Source organism: Sinorhizobium terangae (assembly GCF_029714365.1).
Classification (GTDB): domain Bacteria; phylum Pseudomonadota; class Alphaproteobacteria; order Rhizobiales; family Rhizobiaceae; genus Sinorhizobium; species Sinorhizobium terangae.
In genome coordinates this window covers 175,585-201,844 of the sequence record NZ_CP121660.1, presented here as the reverse complement: position 1 = coordinate 201,844, position 26,260 = coordinate 175,585, and the positions used below count along the sequence as shown (strand labels likewise).

Genomic DNA, 26,260 nt, shown 5'->3' with positions numbered 1-26,260 from the left:
GACGTCGAAAGTAAAAATTTACTGAAAATATTGCGTCCTTCCAAATTTTGAGAAATACTCCGCCACCGAGACAGGGAGGACTGTCTCGGGGAACGAACTTTGGGAGGAAGCAATGGATAATTTGGCGCGTGCTTTGCCGCGTATCGCCGGCTTTGCGCTGGCGAGCGTGAGCTTTCTGGCGGTGACCGCCGCCGAGGCGAAGGAAATCACCATCTGGTGCTGGGATCCGAACTTCAACGTCGCGATCATGAAGGAGGCCGGCGCCCGCTACACGAAGACTCATCCGGACGTAACCTTCAACGTCGTCGATTTCGCCAAGACCGACGTCGAGCAGAAGCTTCAGACGGGTCTTGCCTCCGGCACCGCCGATGCGCTGCCCGACATTGTCCTGATCGAGGACTACGGCGCGCAGAAATATCTCCAATCCTTCCCCGGCGCCTTCGCGCCTCTCTCCGGCACGGTCGATTATTCCGGCTTCGCTCCCTACAAGGTCGAGGTGATGACTGTTGACGGCCAGGTCTATGGCATGCCGTTCGATTCCGGCGTCACCGGCCTTTATTACCGCAAGGATTATCTCGAACAGGCCGGAATCAAGCCGGAAGACATGCAGAACCTCACCTGGGATCGCTTCATCGAGATCGGCCAGCAGGTCGAGGAAAAGACGGGCAAGAAGATGATGGGGCTTGACCCCAATGATGCCGGTCTCGTCCGCATCATCATGCAGTCGGCGGGACAGTGGTATTTCGACAAGGATGGCAAGGCCAATGTCACCGGCAATCCCGCGCTGAAGGCTGCCCTCGAAACTGTCGGCAAGATCATGTCGGCCAATATCTACAAGCCGGCGGCCGGCTGGTCCGACTGGGTCGGAACCTTCACCTCCGGCGATGTCGCCGCGGTCGTCACCGGCGTCTGGATCACCGGCACCGTCAAGGCGCAGCCGGATCAGGCGGGCAAATGGGGAGTCGCGCCCATTCCGAAGCTTTCGATCGACGGCGCCACGCAAGCCTCGAACCTCGGCGGGTCGAGCTGGTATGTGCTTGAAAGCTCGGCCGAGAAGGCCGAGGCGATCGATTTCCTCAACGAGATCTACGGCAAGGACATCGATTTCTACCAGAAGATCCTGCAGGACCGCGGCGCCGTCGGCTCGCTGCTCGCCGCGCGCGGCGGAGCGGCTTACGAGCAGGCCGATCCCTTCTTCGGCGGCGAGAAGGTCTGGCAGAACTTCTCCGACTGGCTCGCCAAGGTGCCGTCGGTGAATTACGGCATCTTCACCAACGAGGCGGATACCGCCGTCACCGCGCAGCTACCGGCGCTGACGCAGGGAACGCCGGTCGACGACGTCCTCAAGGCGATCGATGCCGAGGTCAGCGCGCAGATCCAGTGACCGGATGACGAAGGCGGGCGGGTGACCGCCCGCCATCCGGCCGCGCCTCGACGTGCGGCCGACAGGTTTCCGTTCCTTCCCATGAGGATGACGATGGTTCACGCGCGCCGCGGCAGCATCGGCCGCTACTACGACGTCAATGGCTGGCTTTTCGTTGCCCCGGTGCTCGGGCTGATCGGCCTTTTCATGATCTACCCGATCGTCTGGTCGCTCTGGATGTCCTTCCAGTCCGGCCGCGGCATGATGATGAAGTTCGCCGGCTTCGCGAACATCGTCCGCCTCTGGAATGATCCGGTTTTCATCAAGGCGCTCACCAACACGATGACCTATTTCGTCGTCCAGGTGCCGATCATGATCGTTCTGGCGCTTATCCTGGCGTCGATCCTCAACAATCCACGGATCTTCGGGCGCGGGCTGTTCCGCACGGCGATCTTCCTGCCCTGCGTCACCTCGCTGGTCGCCTATTCGGTGCTGTTCAAGGGCATGTTCGCCCCCGACGGCGTGGTCAATTCGACGCTCGCAGCGCTCGGGGTGATTTCCTCGCCGATTCCGTGGCTGACCCATCCCTTCTGGGCGAAGGTGCTCGTCATCATCGCCATCACCTGGCGCTGGACCGGCTACAACATGATCTTCTATCTCGCCGCCCTGCAAAATATCGACAGGTCGATCTACGAGGTGGCCCGCATCGACGGCGTCCCCGCCTGGGCACGCTTCACCCACATCACCATCCCGCTTTTAAAACCGGTCATCCTCTTCACCACGGTGATCTCGACGATCGGCACGCTGCAGCTCTTCGACGAAGTCTACAATCTCACCGAAGGCCGGGGCGGACCGTCCAATGCGACGCTGACGCTGTCGCTCTACATCTACAATCTCACCTTCCGCTTCATGCCGAATTTCGGCTATGCGGCGACGGTCTCCTACGTCATCGTCGTGCTGGTCGCGCTTCTCGCCTTCTTTCAATTCTTTGCAGCCCGGGAGCGCGACAAATGACGAACGGCATCGGACGCGCCGCCGGCGCACTTCTCACCTACGGTTTCCTGGGGCTGATGGCCTTCCTCTCCGTCTTCCCATTCTTCTGGATGATCCTCGGCGCCACCAATTCGTCGATCGATATCATCAAGGGAAGGGTGCTGCCGGGTGCTGCCCTCGCAACCAATGTCAGCACCTTCTTCACCCAGGTGAACGCCCCGCTCGTCTTCTGGAATTCCGCAAAGATCGCAATCCTCTCGACCGTGCTGACGCTCGCCGTCTCGTCGCTCGCCGGCTACGGTTTCGAGATATTCCGCTCGCACCACCGCGAGCGTCTCTATCGCGCCATGCTCCTGACGCTGATGATCCCGTTCGCGGCGCTGATGATCCCGCTCTTCATCATGATGGGCAAGGCAGGCCTCATCAACACGCACATCGCGGTCGTGCTGCCAACGATCGCCTCGGCTTTCGTCGTCTTCTATTTCCGCCAGTGCACGAAGGCGTTTCCGTCGGAATTGCGCGACGCCGCGAAGGTCGATGGCCTGAAAGAATGGCAGATCTTCCTCTTTATCTACGTACCGGTGATGCGCTCAACTTATGCGGCGGCCTTCATCATCGTCTTCATGACGGCCTGGAACAACTATCTCTGGCCGCTGATCGTGCTGCAGTCGAACGAAACGAAGACGATCACGCTGGTGATCTCCTCGCTCGCCTCAGCCTATTACCCCGATTACGGCGTCGTCATGGTCGGAACCGTTCTCGCAACACTTCCGACCCTTGCCGTGTTCTTCTTCATGCAACGTCAGTTCGTCCAGGGCATGCTGGGCTCAGTCAAATAGGAATGATGATGCGCTCTGTTACTTCGTTCAACGATTCATGGATCTTTTCCGAGGGCTTCACGGCTGCCGAAGCCGGCAAACCATTGGCCGGGAGGACCGTCAGCCTGCCGCACAATGCCGTCGAGCTGCCGTTCAACTATTTCGACGAGACGTCCTACCAACGCGCCTTCACCTATCAGAAGGTGCTGCCCTGGCGCGCGGAATTTGCCGAGCGCGAAGTCTCGCTCGTCTTCGATGCGGCGATGGCGGATGCCGTCGTCTACCTCAACGGCGAGGAGATCATCGCCCACAAGGACGGCTACACGCCGTTCGAGGTGCGGCTGACGGGCAAGCTACGCCAAGACGACAACCTGATCACGGTCAAGATCGACGGCAGCGAGAATCCGGAGATCCCGCCGTTCGGCGGCCGGATTGACTATCTCACCTATGCCGGCATCTATCGTGACGTCTGGCTGAAGATCACCGACGCGGTCTCGATCGCCAATATCAAGATTGAGACACATGATGTTCTTGCCGAGACGAAGTCGGTCACCGTCCGCTGCGATCTCGCCAATCCGCAGGGTCTTACCTTCTCCGGAACGGTAACGGCGCTCTTGAGGGACGCGGAGGGCGAACTGCTCGCTGAGGCGGTCGGCGAGACCCGCGGAGAAAGCGTCACGCTCGAAATGAGCGGCCTCACTGGCCTCTCGCTCTGGGATATCGACAATCCGGTGCTTTACCAGGTCGAAGTTCAGCTCAGGACCGATCACGGCCGTGATCTTCTCTCCTCGCGTTTCGGCTTCCGCACGGCGGAGTTCACGACGGAAGGCTTCCGCCTCAACGGCCGGCCGCTCAAGATCCGCGGCCTCAACCGTCACCAGTCCTTCCCCTATGTCGGCTATGCCATGGGCCGGAGCGCCCAGGAGCGCGACGCGGAGATCCTCAAACACACGCTCCACTGCAACCTCGTGCGCACCTCGCATTATCCGCAGTCGAAGTGGTTCCTGGACCATTGCGACCGGCTCGGCCTGCTCGTCTTCGAGGAAATTCCGGGCTGGCAGCACATCGGCGGCGAGGCGTGGAAACAGGAGGCGATCCAGAACGTCCGCCGCATGATCGAGCGCGACTGGAACCATCCATCGATCGTCATCTGGGGCGTACGCATCAACGAGTCACAGGATTCGCACGACTTCTACGTCGAGACCAACCGGCTCGCCCGCGAACTCGACCCGACCCGGCAGACCGGCGGTGTGCGCTACATCACCGACAGCGAGTTCTTGGAAGACGTCTACACGATGAACGACTTCATCCTCGGCAACGAGGAACTGCCGGGCTCGAACCGGCCACGCACGGCGCTCCGGCCGCAACAGGAATGCACCGGCCTCGATCGCAAGGTGCCCTATCTCATCACCGAGTTCGGCGGCCACATGTTCCCGACGAAAATCTACGATCAGGAGCAGCGGCAGGCCGAGCATGTGCGCCGGCACCTCGAAGTGCTGAACGCCGCTTATAGCGACCCAAGTATTTCCGGCGCGATCGGCTGGTGCATGTTCGACTACAACACCCACAAGGATTTCGGCTCCGGCGACCGGATCTGCTATCACGGCGTCCTGGACATGTTCCGCGAGCCCAAATTCGCGGCTTACGTTTATGCCAGCCAGTGCGATCCGTCGGAGCAAGTGGTGATGAAGCCGGTCACCTTCTGGGCGCGCGGCGAGCGCAACATCGGCGGCGTGCTGCCCCTGATCGTGCTCACCAATTGCGACGAGATCGAACTGAGATACGGCTCGCTGACAAAACGCATCGGGCCCGACCGCCACAACTTCCCGCATCTGCCGCATGCCCCGGTCGTCATCGACCATCGCCACTTCACCAAGGACGAGCTCGGCGTCTGGGGCATGAAGTGGGAGGATGCAACCTTTATCGGCTTCATCGCCGGCAAGCCGGTGATCACTCTGCACATGGTCGCCGATCCCGTTCCGACGACCTTGGAGATCGCGGCCGACAGCAGGACGCTCCATGCCGAGGGGCGCGACAGCGTGCGGGTGATCGTCCGCGCGCTGGATCAGGTCGGCAACATCCTGCCCTTCCTGAACGACGCGGTAGACGTCACGGTTGAAGGGCCGGCGCGGCTCACCGGCCCGAGCCGGATTGTCTTCCAGGGTGGCTCGGCCGGCTTCTGGCTGGAATCGACAGGGGAAACGGGCGACGTCGTCGTCACCGTCACTTCGCCGCGGCTCGGCTCGGCGAAGGTGGAGCTCTCCGTCGAAGGAGCAGCGAGCGCATGAGCGACCTGCAACTCAGCGGCATCTGCAAATCCTATGGCAGTCTGGAGGTCATCAAGGGCGTCGATCTCGACATAAAATCCGGCGAGTTCGTCGTCTTCGTCGGTCCATCCGGCTGCGGCAAGTCGACCCTCTTGCGGATGATCGCCGGACTCGAGGAGATCACCTCCGGCGATCTTACGATCGACGGCGAGCGGATGAACGATGTCGATCCGTCGAAGCGCGGCATCGCCATGGTCTTCCAGTCATATGCGCTCTACCCGCATATGACCGTGCGGGAGAACATGGGCTTTGCCCTGCGCTTCGCCGGCGTCGCCAAGGCGGAAATCGAACGCCGCGTTGGCGAGGCTGCTAAAATCCTCGAACTGGACCCCTTGCTCGACCGGAAGCCGAAGCAACTTTCCGGCGGGCAGCGCCAGCGCGTGGCGATCGGCCGGGCGATCGTGAGGCACCCAAAAATCTTCCTTTTCGACGAACCGTTGTCCAATCTCGACGCGGAGCTGCGCGTGCACATGCGCATCGAGATCGCGCGGCTCCACAAGACGCTCGCCACCACGATCGTCTACGTTACCCACGATCAGGTCGAAGCGATGACGCTTGCCGACAAGATCGTGGTCATGCGCGGCGGCGTGGTCGAGCAGGTCGGCTCGCCGCTCGAACTTTACGACGATCCGGCCAATCTTTTCGTCGCCGGCTTTATCGGTTCGCCGAAGATGAATTTCCTCAAGGGTGTGGCAGAGCGTGGCGACGGCGGAGAGCTCTGTGTGCGCCTGCCGGACTACCGAGACGCAAAGATCCCGGTGCAACTCGATGCGGCGGCGCCGGGAACCCCGGTAACCGTCGGTATCCGCCCGGAGCACTTCAAGGAAAGCGGGGCCGCGGCCCTCGATCTCACGATCGACATGCTCGAACATCTCGGCGGCGAAACCTTCGCCTATGCCCGCCACGGCAAGGGCGATCTCGTCGTCATCGAAACGAAAAACGGCCGCGGACTGAAGTCGGGCGACCGCATCGCCGCCCGCTTCGACCCCGCCTCCGCGCTCGTTTTCGATGTCAATGGCAGGCGCCTGCGGTAGCGCGGCGCTGTAGAGGCAGCGGCCGCGTCACGTAATCGAGGAGTTATGCTTTCGCAACAAACTCCGCCATGCGCCTGATCAGGAAATAGCCAACGGTTGCACCTGCATCCTGCAGGCCGATGGTCTTCTCCTGAAAGGCAGCCGCCTTGCCGTGTTGCGCGAGCATGGACTTGGTTGCCTCAAGCGCCTGCTCTGCCGCGGCCGAGGTCGCAGCCAGCGCCTCGGCGAGCGACGCGCCGCTTTCGGCCTGCGCCTCGAGCGTCACGACAATCGGGTCCAGCACGTCGAGCAGCGTTTTATCGCCGAGCTTGGCCTTGCCTCGCTCCGCAACGCCGTCGCGGAACGCCCGCCAGAAACCGGCGACCTCGGCCGTCCCCAACGCGTCCGCGCCTTCGGTCGCTTTGCTCGCGCGCAGGAAACCGGTCGCAGTCAGTGTTCCCATTGTGGAGGGCGCGGTGCGGGCCATCGTCGCCCCGGCTGTGCGCAACAGCTTGGAAATTCCCGCCGCCTCGCCCTCGGCCGCAACCGTCTCGGCGGCGGCGGCGAACGACTTGCTCATGGTGATGCCGAGGTCGCTGTCGCCCACCTTGCCATCGAGCGAGATGAGGAAGTCACGCTGTTCTGCGAAAAGCGCCTTCCAGGTTTCGAAAAGCCGAATCAGGTCGGAAGCCTTTATCGCGTCCATTTGTGACCTCAGGATCAAACGTGCTTGAAGAACGGGGTGTTGGCGGGCGCCGCGACGAGGCGGTCGAGCTCTTCGTCGAGATGCAGCACCGAAACCGAGGCGCCCGCCATCTCCATGGACGTGGCAAACTCGCCGACCCAGACATGCTTTGGCTTGACCCCACGCTCGCCGAGAAGCTGTGAAACGCGGCGGAACAGGATATAGAGTTCCTCCATCGGCGTGCCGCCGAGGCCGTTGACAAGTACGGCGACGTCGTCGCCCCGCTTGTAGTCCTGTTCGGCGAATATGCGCTCCATCATCTCGTCGATGACGCGGTCGGCGGGCGCCAGCTTCTTGCGGCTGATACCGGGCTCGCCATGGATGCCCATGCCGATTTCCATCTCGTCCTCGCCGATCGAGAAGGTGGCATGCCCGATCTCCGGCACGACGCAGCTCGAAAGCGCAACGCCCATGGTCCGGGTCCGCGACCGCGCCTTGTCGGCAATTCGGGTGACCTCTTCGAGCGACAGGCCTTCGGCCGCGGCCGCGCCGGCCGCCTTGTAGACCAAGAAGATGCCGGCGACGCCGCGGCGCTTGTGCTCCTCGCCAACGACCGAAGAGGCCACGTCGTCATTGCCGACCACCTGCTTCACCTGAATGCCGTCGAGATCGGCAAGCTCGGCGGCCATGTCGAAATTGATGATGTCGCCGCTGTAATTGCCGTAGATGTAAAGCACGCCGGCGCCCTGGTCGATGTGCTTGGTGACCTGGTACATCTGTTCGGCGCTCGGCGACTGGAAGACGCCGCCGACCGCAGCACCATCGAGCATGCCATCGCCCACATAGCCGAGGAAGAGCGGAAGATGGCCGGAGCCGCCGCCGGTCGCGATCCCGACCTTGCCGGCCTTCGGCTTCGCCGTCACCATGCAGCGCTTGTCATCGGCGACATAGGTCAGCTCCTTGTGCGCGCCGTAGATGCCCTCCAGCATCTCGTCGACGAAATTGACCGGGTCGTTCAGAAACTTCTTCATGGATTCCTCTCTGGGTAGGGGCTTATTTCTTGCGCTGGCGGGTGACGAAGAAGGCCGCGGCGAGCAGGATAAAAATGCCCACGACGAGCCGCTGCCACGTGCTCGGAATTCCAACCATCACGAGCACGCTGTTGATGACGACGATCAGAAGCACGCCGAGAAGCGTGCCGAGCACGGTGCCCGTGCCGCCGGTGATCCGCGCACCGCCAAGGACTACAGCTGCGATGACGTTGATTTCGGTGCCAACCAGATCGAACGGATTGGCCTGCCGGTTGGCACAGACATGGACGATGCCCGCGAGCCCCGCCAGCGCTCCGGCATAACCGAACAGGAAGATCTGGACGGTGCGCAGGTTGTAGCCGAGACGGCTGGCGATGTTGGCGTTTCCGCCGACGGCGAAGATCGCGCGTCCCATCAGGGTCCGGTTCAGGATCCACCACGTTAACAAGGCCGCAATCGGAAGGACCAGGAAGTAGAGGGGGAGCGTGACCACTGCGCCATTCGCGGATTCGAACTGGAAGAGCGGCATGCGACCGAACGCGCCCATCTGCGGCGGCAGCGACATGATCCATACCGTGCCGATGAAGGAGAGCAGGAAACCGCGAAAGAGATATTGCGTGCCGATCGTCACGATCAGCGATGGCACCTTCAGATGGTGCACCAGCAGGCCGTTGATCACACCGAGAAGCGTGCCCCCCAGGATTGGGACGAGCAGGATGACGACGATCGGCGTAGCGGGAAAGTGGTTCAGCACCAGCACCGTCAGCGAGTACATGGTGAAGGCTGCGATGGCTGTGAACGATACGTCGATGCCGCCTGCCGCCAGGATGATGAAGACGCCGAGGGCGAAGAGACCCATCACCACGCTTGCGCGGCCGATGTCGATCAGCGTCGAAGGCTGAAGGAAAGCGGGATTGATTGCCGCAACGATCACGCAGATCGCTACCAGAAGCGCAAAGGTGATCGATTCCGGCCGCCTGCGGATCAGGTCTCCCAGGCTGAAGGACCGGGTCTCAGAGGCGCTCTCCTGAAGCTCCTCGATCCGTGAAGCACTCATTGAACGGTCTCCATCTTCGAAGTCAGCATTGCCCTGTAGAGCTGGTCCTCGCTCGCCTGCTCCGCGTCGAACTCGGCAACGACGCGTCCGTTGTTCATGACCAGGATGCGGTCCGCGTTCTGGATGAGCTCCGGCAGGTCATCGCTGACGATGATCAGGCCCATGCCGGCTTCGGCGAGCGACTGGATGGCGCGATAGATCGTGTCCTTCGACCCGACATCGACGCCGACCGTCGGGCCATGGAGGACGAGCAGCTTCGGTGCGATGCTGAGCCAGCGGCCGATCAGGACGCGCTGCTGGTTGCCGCCGGAAAGCGCACCGACCGCAAGGTCGAGGTTTTTGGTGTTGAGGCGCATTTCCTCCGAAAGACGGGCAGCGATCGCGCGGCCCTCTTCCTTGTCGACAACGCCGAGCGCATTGCTGAGCCTTGTGATAATCAAGGCGATCTCGTTCTCGAAGATCGACTTGTCGAGAAACAGGCCTTCGGCGAGGCGATCCTCGGGGACATAGCCGATGCCATGCCGAATGGCATCGGCAGGACGGCGGATGGAGACGTCGCGTCCGTCAAGCATGATCGTGCCCGCCGCCGCCGATTCAACGCCGGCGATCGCCATGGCCAGTTCATTGCGGCCCGAGTCCGCCAGTCCTGTGATCCCGAGAATTTCGCCCTGCCGGACGGCGAAGCTGACCTCCTCGACGCCGGGGGCGGTCAGTCGGCTTACCTTCAGAAGCTCGGTGGCCGCGGATTTGCCCGTCCGGTAGCGCTCGGAGTCGATGACGCGTCCCGTCATCAGTTCGGCCAGCTGCTTTTTGCTGTAATCTTCGATCGGACCCTGCGCAACGCATTGGCCGTCGCGGAACACGATCGCATGGCCGCCGATGCGGTAGCACTCGTCGAGCTTGTGGGTGACAAACAGCACCGCGACGTTCTCGGAACGCAGCCGTTCGACGACGCGGATCAGGTTGTCGACCTCGCGCCGCGTGAGCGAGGTGGTCGGCTCGTCCATGATCACCAGCTTGGCGCGGGTGGCGATAGCGCGGGCGATCGCCACGAGCTGACGCGCTGCCAGCGGCAGATCGGAAACGGTGGTGTTGAGAAACGTGCGGTCCGTCGGCAAGCCGACGGTGGCAAGCGCCTTTTCGGCAGTCTGCCTGAGGCGCGAGCGGTCGAAAAGGCGCGCCAGGCGGCCATTGGCGCCGACGAGTTGCTCGTTCAGGGCCACATTCTCCGCGACGGTCAGGTTCGGCAGAAGCGAAAGATCCTGGTAGACGGTCTCGATCCCCGCGGCCAGCGACTGGATCGGCGTGAGAGCAGCGTAGGTCTGGCCGTCCAGCACGATCTCGCCCGCGCTCGGCTCAAGCGCCCCGGACATGATCTTGATGACCGTGCTCTTGCCGCAGCCGTTCTCGCCCAAGAGGTGATAGGCCTCGCCAAGCTGAAGCGTGAGGTCGATGCCGCGCAGGGCATGCACGCCGCCAAACCACTTCTGGATGTTCCGGAGTTCTAGAAACCGGCCTGAGCCTTGCTCGCTCGTTGCTCTTGCCAACACGTCGCGATCCTTCGTGAATTGCCAACGGCCGCGCCGGGCGCGGCGGTTAACGGCCGGGGAACCACTTGGAGCCCCCGGCCGGCTTGGGAGAGCGATTAGAAAAGGTGTTCCTTGTAGGTGGCCTTGTCGGCGAGAACCATGCCGTTGCCGACGATCAGCAAGCCCTCGCCCGCTCCCTTCTTCACGGTCACCTTGTTGTAACCCTCGACGCCGAGATCCATGCCGTTCGTGACTTCCTTCTTCTCGAGAAGAAGCTTGGCGACAGCGTTCATCGCCATGCCGGCCTTTTGCGGATCCCAGAAGCCGATGGCGGTGATCGCGCCAGACTCGAGCAGGTCAGCGGAAGGATTGGGCAGACCGGTACCGACCAGGCACACCTTGCCGGTCAGCCCGGCTTCGTCGATCGCGCGGCCGACCCCGAGCACGTCATTGCCGGCCGACGTCTGGAAGCCTTTGATATCCGGGTGCTTGCGCAGGATCTCCTTGGCCTTTTCATAGGTGCCGTTCGCATCGTCGAAGGACTCGTTGTTGGGATCGACGAGTTCCATGCCCGGATACTTCTTGGCGTTCTCCTCGCCGGCGCCAACCCACTGCATGTGGGTGCGGCTGCCGAGCGAACCGACGAAGGTGGTCCACTTGCCTTCCTTGCCCATGCACTCGGCCAAACGCTCGTTCAGCGCGGCGCCATAGTCGGAATTGTCGAACGCCTCGACATCCGCGTTGGTGTTCGTCTGGTTGTCGGCTTCATGGGTCACGACGACGATGCCGCGCTCCATCGCGCGCTTGAAGGTGCCTTCGAGGACGGCCGGATCCATCGGAACGACGGCAAGCGCATTGACGCCCTTGGCGACGAGGTCCTGGATGATCTGGAGCTGCTGGGCGGAATCGGCGGTGGCCGGGCCGCTCTGGCTGGCATCCACATCCGGATTGGCCTCGGCGAAGGCATCGACGCCCGTGTTCATCCGGTCGAACCACGGAATGCCGCTGATCTTCACGACGGTCGCGATGACCGGCTTTTCCTGCGCGACGAGGGCGCCTGCGGAACCGGCGAACATCGCGGCGGCGACAGCCGTGCCGGCCAGCATCTTCTTCGAAAGTGACTTCATGTTTTCCTCCACGACAAGTTTCCCTCAGTTATCTTGCTTCGGCGCGTGAGGGCGCGGCGCCAAAGAAACCGCTTGGCGATTGCCAGGGAACAGGAAGCCAGTCAGGTCATAACGACCGACGGCAAGGAAGGTGAGCAGCAGCAGCCCCCAGGCGAAATCGCGCACGAAGTTGGACAAACCGCCGAAGTTCAGAAGGCTCGACATAAGCTGCAGCGCCACGGCGCTCAGCACCACGCAGATCACACGACCGTAGCCGCCTTCGGGCTTCACGCCGGCCATGACGGCGATCAGGATCGCGATCAACAGGTAGGAGCTGCCGTAGTCGAACTTAACGTTGACGTTGCGCGCGGCGATGATGGCACCCGCCAGCCCCGAGAGTGTGCCGCTGATCGCGTAGGTCGCTACCAACACGCCATTCTTCGGAAAGCCGGCATAGACTGCTGCCTTTGGATTGGTGCCCATCAGCATCAGCCAGAGCCCATAGGGCGTGAACTTCAAGGCGGCCGCGATCAACCCTGCTACGACGACGAAGATCAGGAAGCTGATCGGCACTTCCAGCAACATGTCGTTGCCGATGCTCGAAAGAAGTGCCGGGCTGCCGACCATCACGGCCTTGCCGCCGGAGACGACAACCGCGAGCCCCATGAACGCCATCTGCGTGCCGAGCGTGCAAAGGATCGGCGTGATGTTGAGTTTCGAGATCAGCAGCCCGTTGATCACGCCACCAAAAAGCCCAATCGACACCGCCCCGCCGACAAAGGCCAGGCTGAAAGCCAATTCGCTTTCCCCGCTCGACAGGAACGAGGACACAATCACCGCGGAGAGCACGCCGGAGAGGTTCGCAAGTGCAATGCCGGAGAGGTCGATGCCGCCATTGCCGGCGCACATGGCGAGCATGACGCCAATGGCCAGAAGGCCGATTTCCGGCAACTGGCTCGCCATCGACTGGAGATTGAACAGCGACAGGAAGGTGCCGCCCGATATGACAGCCCCAAGGACCAGCAGCAGGCAATTGATGGCAACGAGCATGACCAGCTGCCCACCAGTCTTTTGCATGGTCTCCTCCCATGTTTAGTAAACGACGGCTAGCTTTACTAAACTGGTTATCAAAGCCGATTACCTTCTGCAAGCTGATTTTCAACGAAATTCGGTTGCGGAGGCCCGAGTTTTGTCCTACGCCTCCAAATCAGGTGAGAGATCTGTTTACTAAACGCCTTCGCCTCTGCAGCACATAAACAGGGAATCCGGACAGGCGCGCATGAAGGAAAAGAAGACTCTGACGATCCGGGATATCGCCGACGCGGCGGGCGTTTCGCCTGCCACGGTTTCCCTCGTGCTGAATGGAAAGGGGGACATTTCCGGCGTCACGCGAGCGCGCGTGCTCGAGGCGGTCGCCAACCTGAACTACGTACCGCGCGCCACCAAAAGCAGCTCCGAGCCCGGGGAAACTTTACGGTTCCTGAAGATTGCGAAACACGGCCATACGGTTAATCGCGATCACAGCGTCTTCATCTCCGACTACATCGACGGCATGTCGGCGGAGGCCACGCGCCGGAACTACACGCTGGAGGTCGTCAGTTTCGAGGGCCAGCCGATCAGCTCCGTCGCGGAATCCTTGGCCGGAGCCCCGATCAGCGGCGTCATTGCGCTCGGCACCGAGTTGACCGAGGCCGACATACGCCTGATACAGGGCCTGGGGCTGCCGACGGTCTTCATCGATACCTTCTACGACGTGATCGACGCCAATTTCGTCGACATGAACAATGAGGACGCCGTTTACAAGGTGCTGTCGCGTTTCCAGCGGCAGGGTTTCAAGCGCATTGGCTTCGTGGCGAGCCATGTCGATACCACGAACTTCCGGCTGCGGCGGGACGCCTTCTTCAAGAACATGGCGCGCCTCGGCCTGAAGCCGCGCGAGGAGGATGTCATCTCCGTGGAGTCGACCTATGACGGCGCCTATGCCGATACGCGCGCGCTGCTACGCTCCGGTATCGAGCTCGCAGAATGCTATTTCTGCACCAACGACATCATCGCCTATGGCTTCATCCGAGCGCTCAAGGAGTTCGGCGTCCGCATTCCCGACGATGTCTCCGTCATCGGCTTCGACAATCTGCCGCAGAGCGCAACCATGGAACCGTCGTTGACAACCATCGAAGTTTCCAAGCGCAAGATCGGCTACCTGGCAGTGACCGTTCTGGACGACCTGATCAATGCTTCCGAGCCTCAACCGTCGGTGAAAATCCTGGTGGGCGCAGACCTTGTCGTGCGCGCCAGCGACTCGCGCGCAGAAACCCAGCCGACAGGCCGGCGGTCGGGCAAGACCGCGACCGCGAAGCTGCCTGCAGATTAAGACGCCAAGCTAGCTTTTCAGCCTGCCATGGGAGGAACTCGCGATGCCGTCGCTGGCCCTGATACACACGGTGCCCGATCTCGTGGCCAGGTTTCGGCCGCTTGTTACGCGGTCCCTACCCGACTGGACGAGCTACAACATCGTCGATGAGAGCCTGCTCGCCAACACTGTGCGTGAGGGCGTGCTTTCGCAGAAGACGATGCAGCGGCTCGGCAGTTACGTCTTCTCCGCTGCCGACGCCGGTGCGGACGCAATCGTCGTCACATGCTCGACGCTTGGCGGCGCGGTCGACCTTATTCAGTCGCTCTCGTCCGTGCCGCTCTTCCGCATCGACCGGGGGATGGCCGAGGCGGCGGTGGAACGCGCCCGGCGGATCGGCGTGCTGGCGACGCTGTCGACAACTCTCGCCCCGACAAGTGCGCTATTGCAGCACTGCGCCGACGCCGCCGGGAAGGACTGCACGGTCGTGCCGATGCTGTGCGACGGCGCCTTCGAGCGGCTCGCCGCCGGCGATCGCGAGGCGCACGACCAGCGGGTGATGGAGGGCTACCGGTCGCTGGTGGAATCCGTCGATCTTGTCGTGCTTGCCCAGGCATCGATGGCCGCGGCACTTGCCGACCGCGGCGATGAAACACCCGTACCGTTCCTGACCAGCCCGGAACTCGGCATGGCCCATATCGCCAGACAATTGAAATCGTTCTGAGGACGCGCGGCGTCCTCGCCCTTGCGTTCATTGATGGGAGTGAACAATGGAATACAGGACACTCGGCCGGTCCGGCCTCAAGGTCTCGGCCATCACCATGGGAACCTTCTCCTTCGGCGGCGTCGGCGCCTTCGCGAAGGTCGCAAACCAGGACGTGAAGGACGCCCGGCGGCTCATTGACGTCTGCATCGATGGCGGCGTGAACCTCTTCGACACCGCCAACATGTATTCACTCGGTCGCTCGGAGGAAATCCTTGGCGAGGCACTCGAGGGCAAACGAGACCGCGTGCTGATCTCCTCAAAGGCACGCATGCGGATCGGCGATGGTCCGAACGACGAGGGCGTTTCCCGCTATCACCTCATCCGCGAATGCGAGAAGAGCCTCAAGCGCCTCAGGACCGATCATATCGACGTCTACTTCATGCACGAATGGGATGGCCTGACGCCGGTCGAGGAGATGCTCTCCGCCCTCGATATGCTGATGCGGCAGGGCAAGATCCGATACATCGGCTGCTCCAACTATTCGGGCTGGCACATCATGAAAGCGCTCGGCGTCGCGGACTCGAAAAATCTGCCGCGCTTCGTCACGCAGCAGATCCATTACACGCTCGAGGCGCGCGAAGCGGAATACGAACTGTTGCCGATCTCCGTCGATCAAGGCCTCGGTGTGATGGTCTGGAGCCCGCTCGCCGCCGGCCTGCTCTCCGGCGCCTTCGGCCGCGACAAGACGCCGGCGGATTCGCGGCAGGCGGCCGGCTGGACGGAACCGCCGATCCGCGATCAGGAGCGCCTGTGGAACATCGTCGATGTCCTCGAGGAGATTGCCAGGGAGCGCGGCGGGAGCGTCGCGCAAGTCAATCTTGCTTGGACACTTTCCCGGCCGGGCATCGCAACCCTCGTCGTCGGCGGACTGAGTGAGCAGCAGTTCAAGGACAATATCGCCGCGGCCGATCTCAAGCTTTCGAAAGAAGAGCTGGAGCGGCTGAACCAGGTCAGCCGCCCGCCCTATATCTATCCCTATTGGCACCAGCACAATTTCGCCAAGGACCGCTTCTGCCCCGCCGACTGGGCCTTGCATTCGAGCTTCGAGGATCTCGGGCTGATCTGATCAACGCCTCGCAAGCGAGGGTGGTCCGTTCGTCATCCAAGACCGCCGATGCAAACGTACTTCGTGTCGAGATAGTCTTCGATGCCCTGATGCCCGCCTTCGCGACCGAGGCCGGACTCCTTGACGCCACCGAAGGGAGCCTCCGGCGTGGTGATGAGCCCCTCATTGACGCCCAACATGCCGTATTTCAGGCCTTCCGACACCCGGAACGCACGGGCGAGGTCGCTGGTGTAGAAATAGCAGGCGAGCCCGTATTCGGTATCGTTGGCGAGCGCGACGGCCTCTTCCTCCGTCTCGAAGCGGAAGACGGGGGCGACCGGGCCGAAGATCTCTTCCCTCATGAAGCGCATGTCGGTCGTCGCTTCCGAGATGACGGTCGGCCGGAAAAAGGTGCCGCCGAGTTCGTGCCGCCCGCCGCCGGCGACGATCTTTCCGCCCTTCGCAGTGGCATCCCCAATCAATTCCTCGACCTTCTCGACGGCCTTTTCGTCGATCAGCGGGCCCTGCTGCACGCCTTCCTCGAGACCGGATCCGACCTTCAGCTTGTCGCAGGCCTCAGCGAGCTTCTCCACGAAGCGATCGTAGACGCCGCTCTGCACGAAGAAACGGTTGATGCACACGCAGGTCTGCCCGGAGTTGCGATATTTTGCGATCATCGCGCCCTCGACGGCGATCGCCGCATTCTCGTGATGAAGGAGCCGGTGGGTGTGGTCGCGGCAATCACACCATGGACCTTTCCGTCGTCCATGCTGGCACGCACGATCGGCCCGGCAATCGCCGTGGGCTGCACCGCCGTGGTCAAACCGCCTCCCAGACGCCCTAGTCGGGCCTGGGGCGTTCTCTGCGAGGAAGTCGGATACAGCCCGGCGTGGTCAATGTCGTCACGGGCTCGGCGTCGGAGATCGGCGACGAACTCTGTCTTCGACGACAAGGGCGCGCCTCCCGGGGTCGGCCAGTTGATTGTCTGCATCGATCCCATGGCTTTCGGCAGCGGCACCCTCGAACGATTCGCGGCCATGGCCGACATGGTCTCGGATGCGCCGGGTGCCCGGCTTCCCGGCCGCCGTCGCCAGCCGCTCAGGCAGTCGCTCCTCAAGCAGGGAATTCCCGTCGACGAACCGTTGATGGCGGAAATTGAAGCAATCGGCCGCTGACGGTTCTACACATAGAAACCCAGGCAGAGGATCGAGACGGCTAACATCGGCAAGCGCTGACTCTTCCCGCGAAACATAACGGCGAACGCGAGTGCCGCGAGAGCGGCAATCGCGGCAGCAAGAATGGCGCCGGCAGAGAGATACAGGCCCAAGGCTCCGACAAAAACCGTGGTTCCGACAGTCGTTTCGACGGCGGATTTCCAGTTATGGGGCCGGTCGACAAAAGCTGTCAGAAACGCGGGGCCGCTCAATCCCAGAGCAAGCCAAATCAGCGCGGAGGAGAAGTCGAAGAAGTCCAAGTTTGCACCCATACCGACTGTTGTCGGTTTAAGGGGAGCAAATTGCGTGCCAGCCGCCACCCGACCGCGCTGAATGGCGAAAGCGAACATAACGACGCGATGCGTCGCACCCTCTCATTGCTGGCCGAATTTCCGAAATGGCGTCGGAACCACAAAGAATTCCGTTCGTGCTATTGCCTCGCCCTTTTTATAGGCACATAAGCCTCGAAAAATAAGCAACTGCATCTGACGCCCCCGCATGATTGTCCCGCCTCCGCCTCACCAGAAATCGGGCTTTTTGCCCAGGTTTAAGCTGTTCTCGCCGATCCTGGCGGGTGCAACCCTGAAAGAGCGCTTGATCGGCTGCCTTGGGGCGTTGATCGGCATCTGCCTCACCGGCCTGGTCTGCGGTTTTGTGTTCGGCGACGATCCCCAATTGCCGTTGATCGTTGCACCCATCGGCGCCTCGGCGGTCTTGCTCTTTGCCGTCCCGGCCAGTCCGCTCGCGCAGCCCTGGTCAATCGTTGGCGGGAACACGATTTCCGCCCTGATCGGCGTCACGGTGAGCTACCTGGTGAAGGACCAAATGCTTGCCATCGGCCTTGCGGTTGCCCTGGCGATCCTTGCCATGTCGCTCACGCGGTCGCTTCATCCGCCGGGGGGCGCCTCCGCACTGACGGCCGTAATCGGGGGAGCCGCCGTTGCACGCGCAGGTTATTGGTTCCCATTCATACCGGTGGCGATCAACTCCTTGATCCTCGTCGCCCTCGGCATCGTGTTTCACCGGCTGGCTCGCCGCCAATATCCGCATCGACCGGCAGTCGCGCCGGTAAATACCCATCAGACCGCGGACCCGCCACCCGCGCTTCGCGTCGGCTTCACTTCCGAGGACATCGACGAGGCAATCGCACGGTTGAATGAAACACTTGATATCAGCCGGGAGGACATCGACGCCCTCCTGAGGGAAGTCGAGCTGCAGGCCCTTGTCCGGCAAAGGGGAGAGCTGACCTGCGCCGATATCATGTCCCGCGACGTTGTAACCGTCCCGAACGACGCGACGCCGGATCAGGCACGATCCCTGCTGCTGAAGCACGACATTCGTACGCTTCCAGTGCTTGACGAGAATGAGAAGCTGCAGGGCACGGTGGGCCTGCGAGAGCTCGCCGGCAAGGAACTCGACGGCAAACTGCCGATAACCGTGGCAGCGACCGCCAAGCCATCCGACCCTGCGATTGGCCTGCTTCCCCGCCTGACGGATGGCAAGATACATGCGGTGGTCGTACTTGACGGCGACGGAAAGGTCGCGGGCATCATATCCCAGACTGACCTGCTCGCGACTTTGGCCAAGAGTCTCTCGCAAAACGGTCCGTCCGAAATCATGCACGGCAACGGGCAAGGCATCTGAAGCCAGGCCTAGCGTGGACGAAACCGCGCCGCGCATGTTAGATCACGATGACTTTGGGTCGAATCGACCCAAAGTCATCGTGATCGATTCTAATGAGTTAGAGCGGGATGCGGGCGGAAAACCGCGCACACTTCTGCTCATCCCGCTCTAGTCGTTGAAGTGTCGGCCCTCCTTGACCTCGGCGGCGTAGCGCACGCGGATCGCAAAGTCGCCGAACCGCTCGTCCGGAAGGCGGGAGCGCGCGAAATCGGCGATGACTTTGCCGAGCAGACCGAGAATGGCCTGCTCGCCTGCGTTTTCGAGCACCATCTTGTTCAGCCGCTGGCCATGGAACCCGCCACCGAGATAAAGATTATATTTTCCAGGCGCACGGCCGGTCAGTCCAATCTCGGCTATGTAGGGGCGTGCACATCCATTGGGACAACCGGTCATGCGAATCGTGATGGCTTCTTCCGATAGTCCGTGATCGGCGAGGATCGTCTCGATTTTTCCGACAAGCGTCGGCAAATAGCGTTCACTCTCCGCCATGGCCAGGCCGCAGGTCGGCAGCGCCACGCAGGCCATCGCGTTGAGACGAAGTCCGCTTCCCTCGTTGAGCCTGTCCAGCCGATACTCCTTCAGCAGCTTTTCAATCACTGGCCGCTCGTGCGGCTCGATATCGGCGATGATGAGGTTCTGGTTGGGCGTCACCCGGAACATCCCACTGTGCGCCCTTGCAATGGCGCGCAAGCCGTCGAGCAGAGCGACGTGCTCGAAATTGCTGACACGGCCGTTCTCCACGCGCAACGTGAAATGCTCGCGCCCGTTCTCGCCGCGCGCCCAACCGATCCTGTCGCCGTTCGAGACGAAGTGATAGGGCCGCGCCGGCTCCAGGGGAAAGCTGAGCCGTTCCTCGATCGTGGCCTTTATCCAGTCTAACCCCTTGTCGTCGATGGTGTACTTGAAGCGGGCGTGACTGCGGTCGACGCGGTCGCCATAGTCGCGCTGGACCGACATCACTGCGTCGCAGGCCTCCAGGACCTTGTCCTTGGGGATAAACCCTATGACGCTGGCGAGCCTCGGATAGGTGTCGGGAGCCTGGTCCGTCCGGCCCATGCCGCCGCCGATCGCGACGTTGAAGCCCTCGAGCCCATCTTTCGTCGCGATGGCAATGAAGCCCAGATCCTGCGCATAGACGTCGATGTCGTTGATCGGCGGAATGACGAAGCCGATCTTGAACTTGCGCGGCATGTAAGTGCGCCCGTAAAACGGCTCCTCCGGTCCCGCGGACGGCTCTGTCCGTTCCTCGCCGTACCAGATCTCGCGATAGGCTCCAGACTTCGGGATTGCGTGGTCGCTGGCCTGTTTGGCGAGTGCATACACTTCCGCATGCAGCGCCGAAAGTTCGGGGTTTATCGAGGCCATTACGCCGCGCGAGTCGTCGCCACACGCAGCCTTCGTGTCGAGCAGCACGTCACGCAGGCCCTGGATGACGGCGCGGAGGTTGCGCTTGTGAATGCGGTGAAACTGAAAGGTTTGCCTTGTGGTGAGCCGCAGTGTCTCGCCGGCATAGGCGCGGGCGAGTTCGTCGAGCTTCAGCCATTGGCCAGGCGACAGCACCCCGCCCGGCAGGCGGACTCGCGCCATGAACCGGTATGCCGGTTCCAGCTTCCGGCGGCGGCGTTCATCCCGGATGTCGCGGTCATCCTGCTGATAAAGCCCGTGGAACTTCATCAGCTTCACGTCGTCGCCGGGTACAGCCGCCGTGAGTTCCGCCTCCAGGCCTGCAGCGATCGTGCCGCGAAGCTGATCGCTGCGGTCCTTCAGCGTCTCGTCGGGGCCGAGCCGGTCGAGCGGCTGCGAAATATCATGGCGGCGATCCAGTGGCATCATCGCACCTCAATAGACATCGATCTGGTAGCGGCGGGCTGCCTGCATGGCGCCGATATATTCCTTCGACGCCGCGTGGCTGATCCCGCCCTGTTGTTGGACGATAGTAACCAGTGTCGCGTGAACATCGGGAGCGAGCTTCGCGCCGTCGCCGCAGACGTAGACGTGGGCGCCCTCTTCCAGCCAGGCATAGATGTCGCGTGCCTGTTCCATCATCCGGTGCTGCACATAGGTCTTCGCCTCGCCGTCACGCGAGAAGGCGACATTCATGCGCGTCAGGACGCCGTCCTTCAGAAAACCCTGCCACTCCGTCTGATAGAGGAAATCGCTGTCGAAGTTGCGCTCGCCGAAGAACAGCCATGCCCTTCCGCCGGCGCCACGCGTCTCCCTCTCCTGCATGAAGGCGCGGTATGGAGCGACGCCGGTGCCGGCCCCGATCATGATGATTGGTGTGTCATCGCCGGGGAGCCGAAAACGCGGATTGGCCTGCACATAGACCGGAACGACCGTGTCGGGTTCGGCGCGCTGCGAGAAATGACCGGAGGCGACGCCGTAGCGCTCTTCGCCATTGAGCTCATAGCGAACCGTGGCCACCGTCAGATGAACCTCGTCGGGAATCGCGGATGCCGAGGACGCGATGGAATAGAGCCTCGGCTGCAGCGGCCTCAAGCCCGCGACGAAGCTCTGCGCGTCGATGCCGGTAGCCGGAAATTGCCGTATGATGTCGACGACATGGTTCGTCCGCAGGAACGTCGTGCGCGCATCGGTGTTTTCCTCCCCGCGCAATCCCTGCAGTGCCTTCGCGTCGGTGATCTCGGCCCAGTGATCGAGGAAGCGCGGCGTGGCCGCCGTCACTTCAAGCGTCCCGGCGAGGGCCTCGCCAAGCGTGGTCTCACGCTCCTTGATGCGGAGAGGCTCCTCCCCCGAAAGCTGAAGTGCCGAGAGCAACGCCTCGACGACAGCCGGGTCGTTCCGGGCCACGACGCCAAGCGCGTCGCCAGGCTCGAAGGCAAGGCCCGATCCATCAAGCGACAGTTCGACATGGCGCGTCTCCTTGCTCGATCCGCGGCCGGTCAGCACCAGATTGTCGATGACAAGTCCGGAAAACGGATTGCTTTTGTCATGAGCTGCCGCGATCGGCGTTGAGGCTGGCGCGGCTGATGGCAAGGTCGCCGCTTCGCCGAACGGCCGCGAGGAAAGCGTGAGCGCGGCGACGGATTTTTCGATCCAGTCGGCGGCGAGATCCTCGTAGTCGACGTCGCAGTCGACCCGTTCGCGAAGCCGCGTGGCACCCAGTTCGGCGAACCGCGCATCGAGCCGCTTGCCCGCACCGCAGAAGAATTCATAGGTGGAGTCGCCGAGCGCCAGCACGGCATAGCGCAGGTCATCGAGCCGCGGCGCCTTGCGGCCCTCCAGGAACTCGAAGAAGCCGGCCGCCGAATGAGGCGGCTCTCCCTCGCCTTGCGTGGACGTGATAACAAGGAGATCCTGCTCTTCCTTCAACTTGCGCGGCTTGTAGTCAGCCATGTCGATCAGCGCCGGCTCAACCCCCTTCCCCCGCGCCGTATCGGCGAGCTTTTTTGCGAGGGCCGCACTGTTGCCGGTTTCGCTGCCGAAGAGGATGGTAAGGGAACGAGTGTTGGCGACGAGAACATCAACTGTTTCAGCTTTGGCGAGATGCGGCGTCAGGGGAATCGCGCCGTGAAGGGCGCGTGCGCCATGATCGAGCCCGGCGAAATATCCACTGATCCAAAGGGCCTGCCCGGGCCGGAGCGATGTCGCGAGTGCCGAGATCTGGCTCCATTGGTCGGCCGTCAGCCCCGGGCCGGGAAACTCCAGTGCGGTCATGTGCATGCCTCCAGCTTGAGTAAGGCGACGGTCAGGAAGCCATTTCCCAGATGCGCAGAAGTGTTTGGTTGCTGCGCGGATGATTGCCACGCTGTCCCGGACCTGACAAACGAAGGATATTGCAGCATAAACGCAAATAAATTGCTGGAAATTAGATTTTAGATGACGTTTCTAGCGGACAATTGCCACCCGACAAATTCGTTCCCGGATTCGGGCTTCGGGCAAATCGAACATTGCGCGAGAAAAAGTGACGCCGCCGGCGCGCAAGCTCCTTTCCTCGGGGGCAGCGGCGCGCAAACACCGCACTTCCCGCCGCCATGTCCGTCCTGTAAGACGCCAATGGAAACGCGGGAAGCCCGGCCGCGCACTGGCCAAGAGAAGGCGACGCGACATGGCGGCGATAGAGTATGAGGCGGAAAACGAGAGTCGATCGTGGGCCGAAGGGGTGCGAGGAAGCGCCTGCGCCGCTTGCTAGCCCGATAAGCTGGGACGATCTTTCGAGCGAGGAACAGACAGCACTGAAGCGGATGAACCGCGGCCCCGGCCACGTCATCTCCCAGCCGGTCGGCGAGCGGTTGGTTGCGCTGGGACTGGCGGTCGAACGACACAACGGAATCGGCATAAGCAGGCAGGGTCGCGAGCTCGTGATCACTGTCTTGCTGAGTGCGCGAGAAGGCACCAGGACGGAGCACGACGCCCCGTAGCCAGAGTTGCCAGAATAAATTTCGCCCCGCTTCAGTGGCCGGCCATGGATGCGGCGGCCCTCAGTCCCGCCCGAATGCGATCCAGCATCGACTGGTCTGCCTTTGCTGACGAAACAAGATAGGCCGGATAGGCAAATTCCGGACTGTTTGGAATGATCTCAAGGCGGCCTTCTTCGAGATAGGGCTGAATAAAGCCCCGCCGAAAATATCCGGATCCGCCGACCGCCAGAATGTATTCGAGAGCCAGCGGACCATAGCTGATCGACACCACCGGATTCGGACAGCCGGGAAAAGCCGCCCGATAGCTCCCGGCAAAGTCCTCTCCCCAATCGATGCCGACGAGGTCTTCCGGGCCGAGCGGTTGCGACAAAGGTGTCGTGCGCACCAGAACGAGCTTTTCTTCAAAGAGCAGTTCGGCAAGCGTGCCTGGACGGCTGGGCGCCCCATATAGGACGGCAGCGTCAAGCGAACCATCCTGCACAAGTTCCATGAGCCGCTCCGACCTGTCGATCGTCGTCCGGATTGCAACGCTGGGGGATTCACGGCGCATCCACAAAAGCCAATGCTTCAACAGTGGATTCCAGAGGCTGAGCTCGGCACCGATGGTCACCATGGCCTCACGGCCCGGGGGCAAGGCGACCGTGGTCCGCGCCGCCTCCCAGACTTGTACGAGGCTCGTCGCAAAGCGGAAAAACTGCTCTCCGGCGGGTGTCAGCCTGGCACCGGCCTTGTTGCGAACGAACATGGGACGATCGAGTTGTTCCTCGAGCACGCGGATGCGGGCGCTGACTGCGGTCTGCGAGATGTTCAGATTGGTAGCAGCATTCACGAAGCTGCCGGTCTTGACCACTTCGAGGAACGTACGCGCTATGCTGATATCCATCGTCGCCCTCTATCTAACGTCAGCCCTTTCGACAGCCTGCCTCCGTCGGCACGCCTCCTCCAAAATAAGCGCAGAATATTTGCGCTTAACCCACAATTCAATTCGTTTGCCAGCGGAAACCGACGTTGCCATTTTGCGACCGAGCAACGAGAGGAATTCCCATGTCCCTTCAGATCGGCCAGACCGCACCGGATTTCGAACAGGAAAGCACCCACGGCAACATTCGCTTTCACGCGTGGCTGGGAGAAAGTTGGGGTGTGTTGTTCAGTCACCCGCGCAACTTCACGCCGGTCTGCACCACGGAGTTGGGCGAGGTCGCGCGGCTGGGTCCGGAATGGGACAAGCGCAACGTGAAGGTCATCGGGCTTTCCGTCGATCCGGTCGAATCCCACCGCAAATGGGAAGAGGACATCGCCGAAACGCAAGGCCATTCGCCGGATTTCCCGATGATCGCGGATCCCGACGCAAAGGTGGCGGCCCTCTACGGCATGATACATCCGGAAAGTGATCCCAATCTCACCGTCAGAGCTGTCTTCGTCATCGACCCCGCGCGAAAGATCCGGCTGATACTGACCTATCCTCCAAGCACCGGCCGAAACTTCCAGGAAATCCTGCGCGCGATCGACAGTCTGCAATTGACGGCAAGCCGTGGCGTTTCGACGCCGGTAAACTGGAATCCGGGTGGGGAGGTGGTGATCTCTCCCAAGCTTTCCGACGAGGAGGCGGCTCGCCTGTTTCCCCAGGGTTTCCGGAAGTTAAAACCGTATCTGAGACTGACGTCCCTTGGCCAGTCCTGACCAGCCATCGAACTTTGATGCCATCTGAATGAAAGGCCCTACGGCTGATGCTCGAGCGAAAAACCAGATCTCCTAGAGCCGAGACCACGGCGGCAGCCCACGGGGTTGCGACCGACACGGCATTTGGCTCCGTGGTGCCACCCTTGTATCTCTCCAGCACCTACGAGTTCGCTGGCTTCGAGACGCCGCGCGCCTATGACTACGGCCGCTGTGGAAATCCTACGCGTGACCTGCTGGCGCAAGCGCTTGCAAAGCTCGAGGGAGGCGCAGGCGCGGTTGTTACGCCGAGCGGCATGGCCGCGCTCGATCTCTTGATAGGACGTTTGACGCGAAACGATCTCGTACTGGCGCCGCACGATTGCTATGGCGGCACGTTACGTCTTCTAAAAGCGCGTGCAGATCTGGGGCACCTCACGCTCCGGCTCGTCGATCAGACAGATCTCGGCGGATTTCAGGCCGCGCTGTCTGACGTTCCGGCGCTCGTCCTGATCGAGAGCCCCAGCAATCCCCTGATGCGCGTCGTCGACATTGCCCGATTGTCCGACGTCGCCAAGGCAGCCGGCGCTGCCGTGGCTGTCGACAACACGTTTCTCTCTCCCGCCCTCCAGCGGCCCCTCTCTCTCGGGGCCGATTACGTCATTCACTCGGCGACCAAATTCCTGAACGGACATTCGGATGTCATTGCCGGGGCGGTAATCGCTGCCGACCCTCGGGAAGCCCAGGATCTCAAGCGCTGGGCCAATATCACCGGGGCCATCGCGGCACCCTATGATGCCTGGCTTACCTTGCGCGGGCTCAGAACGTTGTTTGCGCGCATGTCGATGCAAGAGCGCAATGCCATGAAAATCGCCGAGTATCTCGACGCACATCCCGCGGTTCGCCACGTCCACTATCCGGGGCTTGCCGGTCATCGCGATCACGAGCTCGCAAAACGGCAGCAGGGCGGCTTTGGCGCGATGATGAGCTTCGAACTTGCAGGAGGCGTACCAGCCGTTCGGGAGTTCCTGGCCCACGTTAGCTGCTTCACCTTGGCCGAATCGCTCGGAGGGGTCGAAAGTCTTGTGGCTCATCCGGCCACCATGACCCATGTCGACATGGGTGCCGAAGCCAGGGCGCGCGCGGGTATTCGCGACGAGCTCTTGAGACTTTCGGTCGGACTGGAACACATTGACGATCTTATAGACGGTCTCGAAGCCGGCCTGAACGCCTGTTGAGGCA

23 protein-coding genes and 2 pseudogenes are annotated in these 26,260 nt (G+C 62.0%); 14 read left to right on the top strand and 11 right to left on the bottom strand.

Translation table 11 applies throughout. From position 1 onward, the window contains the following. Positions 1-112 precede the first annotated feature (112 nt). The 5 genes from QA637_RS19665 (at position 113) to QA637_RS19645 (ending at position 6,535) form a co-directional block, all read left to right on the top strand. Positions 113-1,384: an ABC transporter substrate-binding protein gene (locus QA637_RS19665; protein WP_153441730.1), complete on the top strand. Its 1,272-nt coding sequence runs from the start codon at positions 113-115 to the stop codon at positions 1,382-1,384. Positions 1,385-1,477: 93 nt separating this feature from the next. Continuing rightward, a complete protein-coding gene (locus QA637_RS19660; RefSeq protein ID WP_153441729.1) occupies positions 1,478-2,377 on the top strand; it encodes a carbohydrate ABC transporter permease in 900 nt (299 codons plus the stop codon). Next, positions 2,374-3,195, top strand: a complete 822-nt coding sequence (locus QA637_RS19655) for a carbohydrate ABC transporter permease (protein ID WP_283066378.1) — start codon at positions 2,374-2,376, stop codon at positions 3,193-3,195. The genes QA637_RS19660 and QA637_RS19655 overlap by 4 nt, the downstream gene beginning before the upstream one ends. Positions 3,196-3,203: 8 nt before the next feature. Continuing rightward, complete coding sequence (locus QA637_RS19650) at positions 3,204-5,462, top strand: glycoside hydrolase family 2 protein (protein WP_283066376.1); 2,259 nt, start codon at positions 3,204-3,206, stop codon at positions 5,460-5,462. Then, positions 5,459-6,535, top strand: coding sequence for an ABC transporter ATP-binding protein (locus tag QA637_RS19645; RefSeq protein WP_153441726.1), 1,077 nt, complete (start codon positions 5,459-5,461; stop codon positions 6,533-6,535). The genes QA637_RS19650 and QA637_RS19645 overlap by 4 nt, the downstream gene beginning before the upstream one ends. A gap of 43 nt (positions 6,536-6,578) precedes the next feature. Here QA637_RS19645 and QA637_RS19640 read toward each other — a convergent pair whose 3' ends face one another. The 6 genes from QA637_RS19640 to QA637_RS19615 all read right to left on the bottom strand — a co-directional run bounded on the left by QA637_RS19640 (position 6,579) and on the right by QA637_RS19615 (position 12,999). Beyond that, on the bottom strand, positions 6,579-7,220 hold the full coding sequence (locus QA637_RS19640; RefSeq protein ID WP_153441725.1) for a dihydroxyacetone kinase family protein: 642 nt from the start codon (positions 7,218-7,220) through the stop codon (positions 6,579-6,581). Positions 7,221-7,234: 14 nt separating this feature from the next. Continuing rightward, positions 7,235-8,230: a dihydroxyacetone kinase subunit DhaK gene (locus tag QA637_RS19635; RefSeq protein ID WP_153441724.1), complete on the bottom strand. Its 996-nt coding sequence runs from the start codon at positions 8,228-8,230 to the stop codon at positions 7,235-7,237. A gap of 22 nt (positions 8,231-8,252) precedes the next feature. After that, the gene (locus QA637_RS19630) at positions 8,253-9,287 is read right to left on the bottom strand and encodes an ABC transporter permease (protein ID WP_283066373.1); all 1,035 of its coding nucleotides are present in this window, start codon (positions 9,285-9,287) and stop codon (positions 8,253-8,255) included. Continuing rightward, the gene (locus QA637_RS19625; RefSeq protein ID WP_184108607.1) at positions 9,284-10,837 is read right to left on the bottom strand and encodes a sugar ABC transporter ATP-binding protein; all 1,554 of its coding nucleotides are present in this window, start codon (positions 10,835-10,837) and stop codon (positions 9,284-9,286) included. The genes QA637_RS19630 and QA637_RS19625 overlap by 4 nt, the downstream gene beginning before the upstream one ends. Before the next feature lie 95 nt (positions 10,838-10,932). Beyond that, a complete protein-coding gene (locus tag QA637_RS19620) occupies positions 10,933-11,943 on the bottom strand; it encodes a substrate-binding domain-containing protein (protein ID WP_283066371.1) in 1,011 nt (336 codons plus the stop codon). Between the two features lie 24 nt (positions 11,944-11,967). Further along, positions 11,968-12,999 carry an ABC transporter permease gene (locus QA637_RS19615; RefSeq protein WP_283066369.1) on the bottom strand — a complete coding sequence of 344 codons (1,032 nt, stop codon included), beginning with the start codon at positions 12,997-12,999 and terminating at the stop codon, positions 11,968-11,970. A 202-nt stretch (positions 13,000-13,201) separates the two neighbouring features. Between QA637_RS19615 and QA637_RS19610 the strand changes: the two genes are divergently transcribed. The 3 genes from QA637_RS19610 to QA637_RS19600 are packed head-to-tail and all read left to right on the top strand — an operon-like array spanning position 13,202 to position 16,104. Beyond that, the gene (locus QA637_RS19610; RefSeq protein ID WP_153441720.1) at positions 13,202-14,293 is read left to right on the top strand and encodes a LacI family DNA-binding transcriptional regulator; all 1,092 of its coding nucleotides are present in this window, start codon (positions 13,202-13,204) and stop codon (positions 14,291-14,293) included. A gap of 43 nt (positions 14,294-14,336) precedes the next feature. Beyond that, a complete protein-coding gene (locus QA637_RS19605; RefSeq protein WP_283066366.1) occupies positions 14,337-14,996 on the top strand; it encodes an aspartate/glutamate racemase family protein in 660 nt (219 codons plus the stop codon). A gap of 46 nt (positions 14,997-15,042) precedes the next feature. Continuing rightward, on the top strand, positions 15,043-16,104 hold the full coding sequence (locus tag QA637_RS19600; RefSeq protein ID WP_283066364.1) for an aldo/keto reductase: 1,062 nt from the start codon (positions 15,043-15,045) through the stop codon (positions 16,102-16,104). Positions 16,105-16,136: 32 nt separating this feature from the next. On the opposite strand, the pseudogene QA637_RS19595 reads toward QA637_RS19600, so the two are convergent. Next, positions 16,137-16,775: pseudogene (locus tag QA637_RS19595) on the bottom strand (aldehyde dehydrogenase family protein); the annotation flags it as partial. On the opposite strand from QA637_RS19595, the pseudogene QA637_RS19590 reads away from it, so the two are divergent. Together QA637_RS19590 and QA637_RS19585 are read left to right on the top strand one after the other, a co-directional pair. Beyond that, positions 16,776-17,023 (top strand): annotated as a pseudogene (locus tag QA637_RS19590) (aldehyde dehydrogenase family protein); the annotation flags it as partial. Positions 17,024-17,081: 58 nt separating this feature from the next. After that, positions 17,082-17,258, top strand: a complete 177-nt coding sequence (locus tag QA637_RS19585) for an Ldh family oxidoreductase (RefSeq protein WP_234887041.1) — start codon at positions 17,082-17,084, stop codon at positions 17,256-17,258. Positions 17,259-17,263: 5 nt separating this feature from the next. Here the strand turns inward: QA637_RS19585 and QA637_RS19580 are convergent, their stop codons facing one another. Then, entirely contained in the window at positions 17,264-17,557 is a 294-nt protein-coding gene (locus QA637_RS19580; RefSeq protein ID WP_153441761.1) for a hypothetical protein, read from the bottom strand. 238 nt (positions 17,558-17,795) lie between these two features. On the opposite strand from QA637_RS19580, the gene QA637_RS19575 reads away from it, so the two are divergent. Next, positions 17,796-18,941 (top strand): CBS domain-containing protein, encoded by a 1,146-nt coding sequence (locus tag QA637_RS19575; protein WP_153441717.1) that lies wholly within the window; start codon positions 17,796-17,798, stop codon positions 18,939-18,941. Between the two features lie 147 nt (positions 18,942-19,088). On the opposite strand, the gene QA637_RS19570 is transcribed toward QA637_RS19575, so the two are convergent. Then, positions 19,089-20,813: an NADPH-dependent assimilatory sulfite reductase hemoprotein subunit gene (locus QA637_RS19570; protein WP_283066362.1), complete on the bottom strand. Its 1,725-nt coding sequence runs from the start codon at positions 20,811-20,813 to the stop codon at positions 19,089-19,091. A gap of 6 nt (positions 20,814-20,819) precedes the next feature. Further along, positions 20,820-22,658, bottom strand: a complete 1,839-nt coding sequence (locus QA637_RS19565) for an assimilatory sulfite reductase (NADPH) flavoprotein subunit (RefSeq protein ID WP_153441715.1) — start codon at positions 22,656-22,658, stop codon at positions 20,820-20,822. 407 nt (positions 22,659-23,065) lie between these two features. Between QA637_RS19565 and QA637_RS19560 the strand changes: the two genes are divergently transcribed. Next, positions 23,066-23,362, top strand: coding sequence for a hypothetical protein (locus QA637_RS19560; protein ID WP_283066360.1), 297 nt, complete (start codon positions 23,066-23,068; stop codon positions 23,360-23,362). A 31-nt stretch (positions 23,363-23,393) separates the two neighbouring features. On the opposite strand, the gene QA637_RS19555 is transcribed toward QA637_RS19560, so the two are convergent. Further along, complete coding sequence (locus tag QA637_RS19555) at positions 23,394-24,245, bottom strand: LysR family transcriptional regulator (protein ID WP_153441713.1); 852 nt, start codon at positions 24,243-24,245, stop codon at positions 23,394-23,396. Between the two features lie 161 nt (positions 24,246-24,406). Between QA637_RS19555 and QA637_RS19550 the strand changes: the two genes are divergently transcribed. Then, positions 24,407-25,042, top strand: a complete 636-nt coding sequence (locus tag QA637_RS19550; protein ID WP_283066359.1) for a peroxiredoxin — start codon at positions 24,407-24,409, stop codon at positions 25,040-25,042. A gap of 47 nt (positions 25,043-25,089) precedes the next feature. Next, the gene (gene metB, locus QA637_RS19545; protein WP_283066357.1) at positions 25,090-26,256 is read left to right on the top strand and encodes a cystathionine gamma-synthase; all 1,167 of its coding nucleotides are present in this window, start codon (positions 25,090-25,092) and stop codon (positions 26,254-26,256) included. The last annotated feature ends 4 nt before the right edge of the window (positions 26,257-26,260 follow it).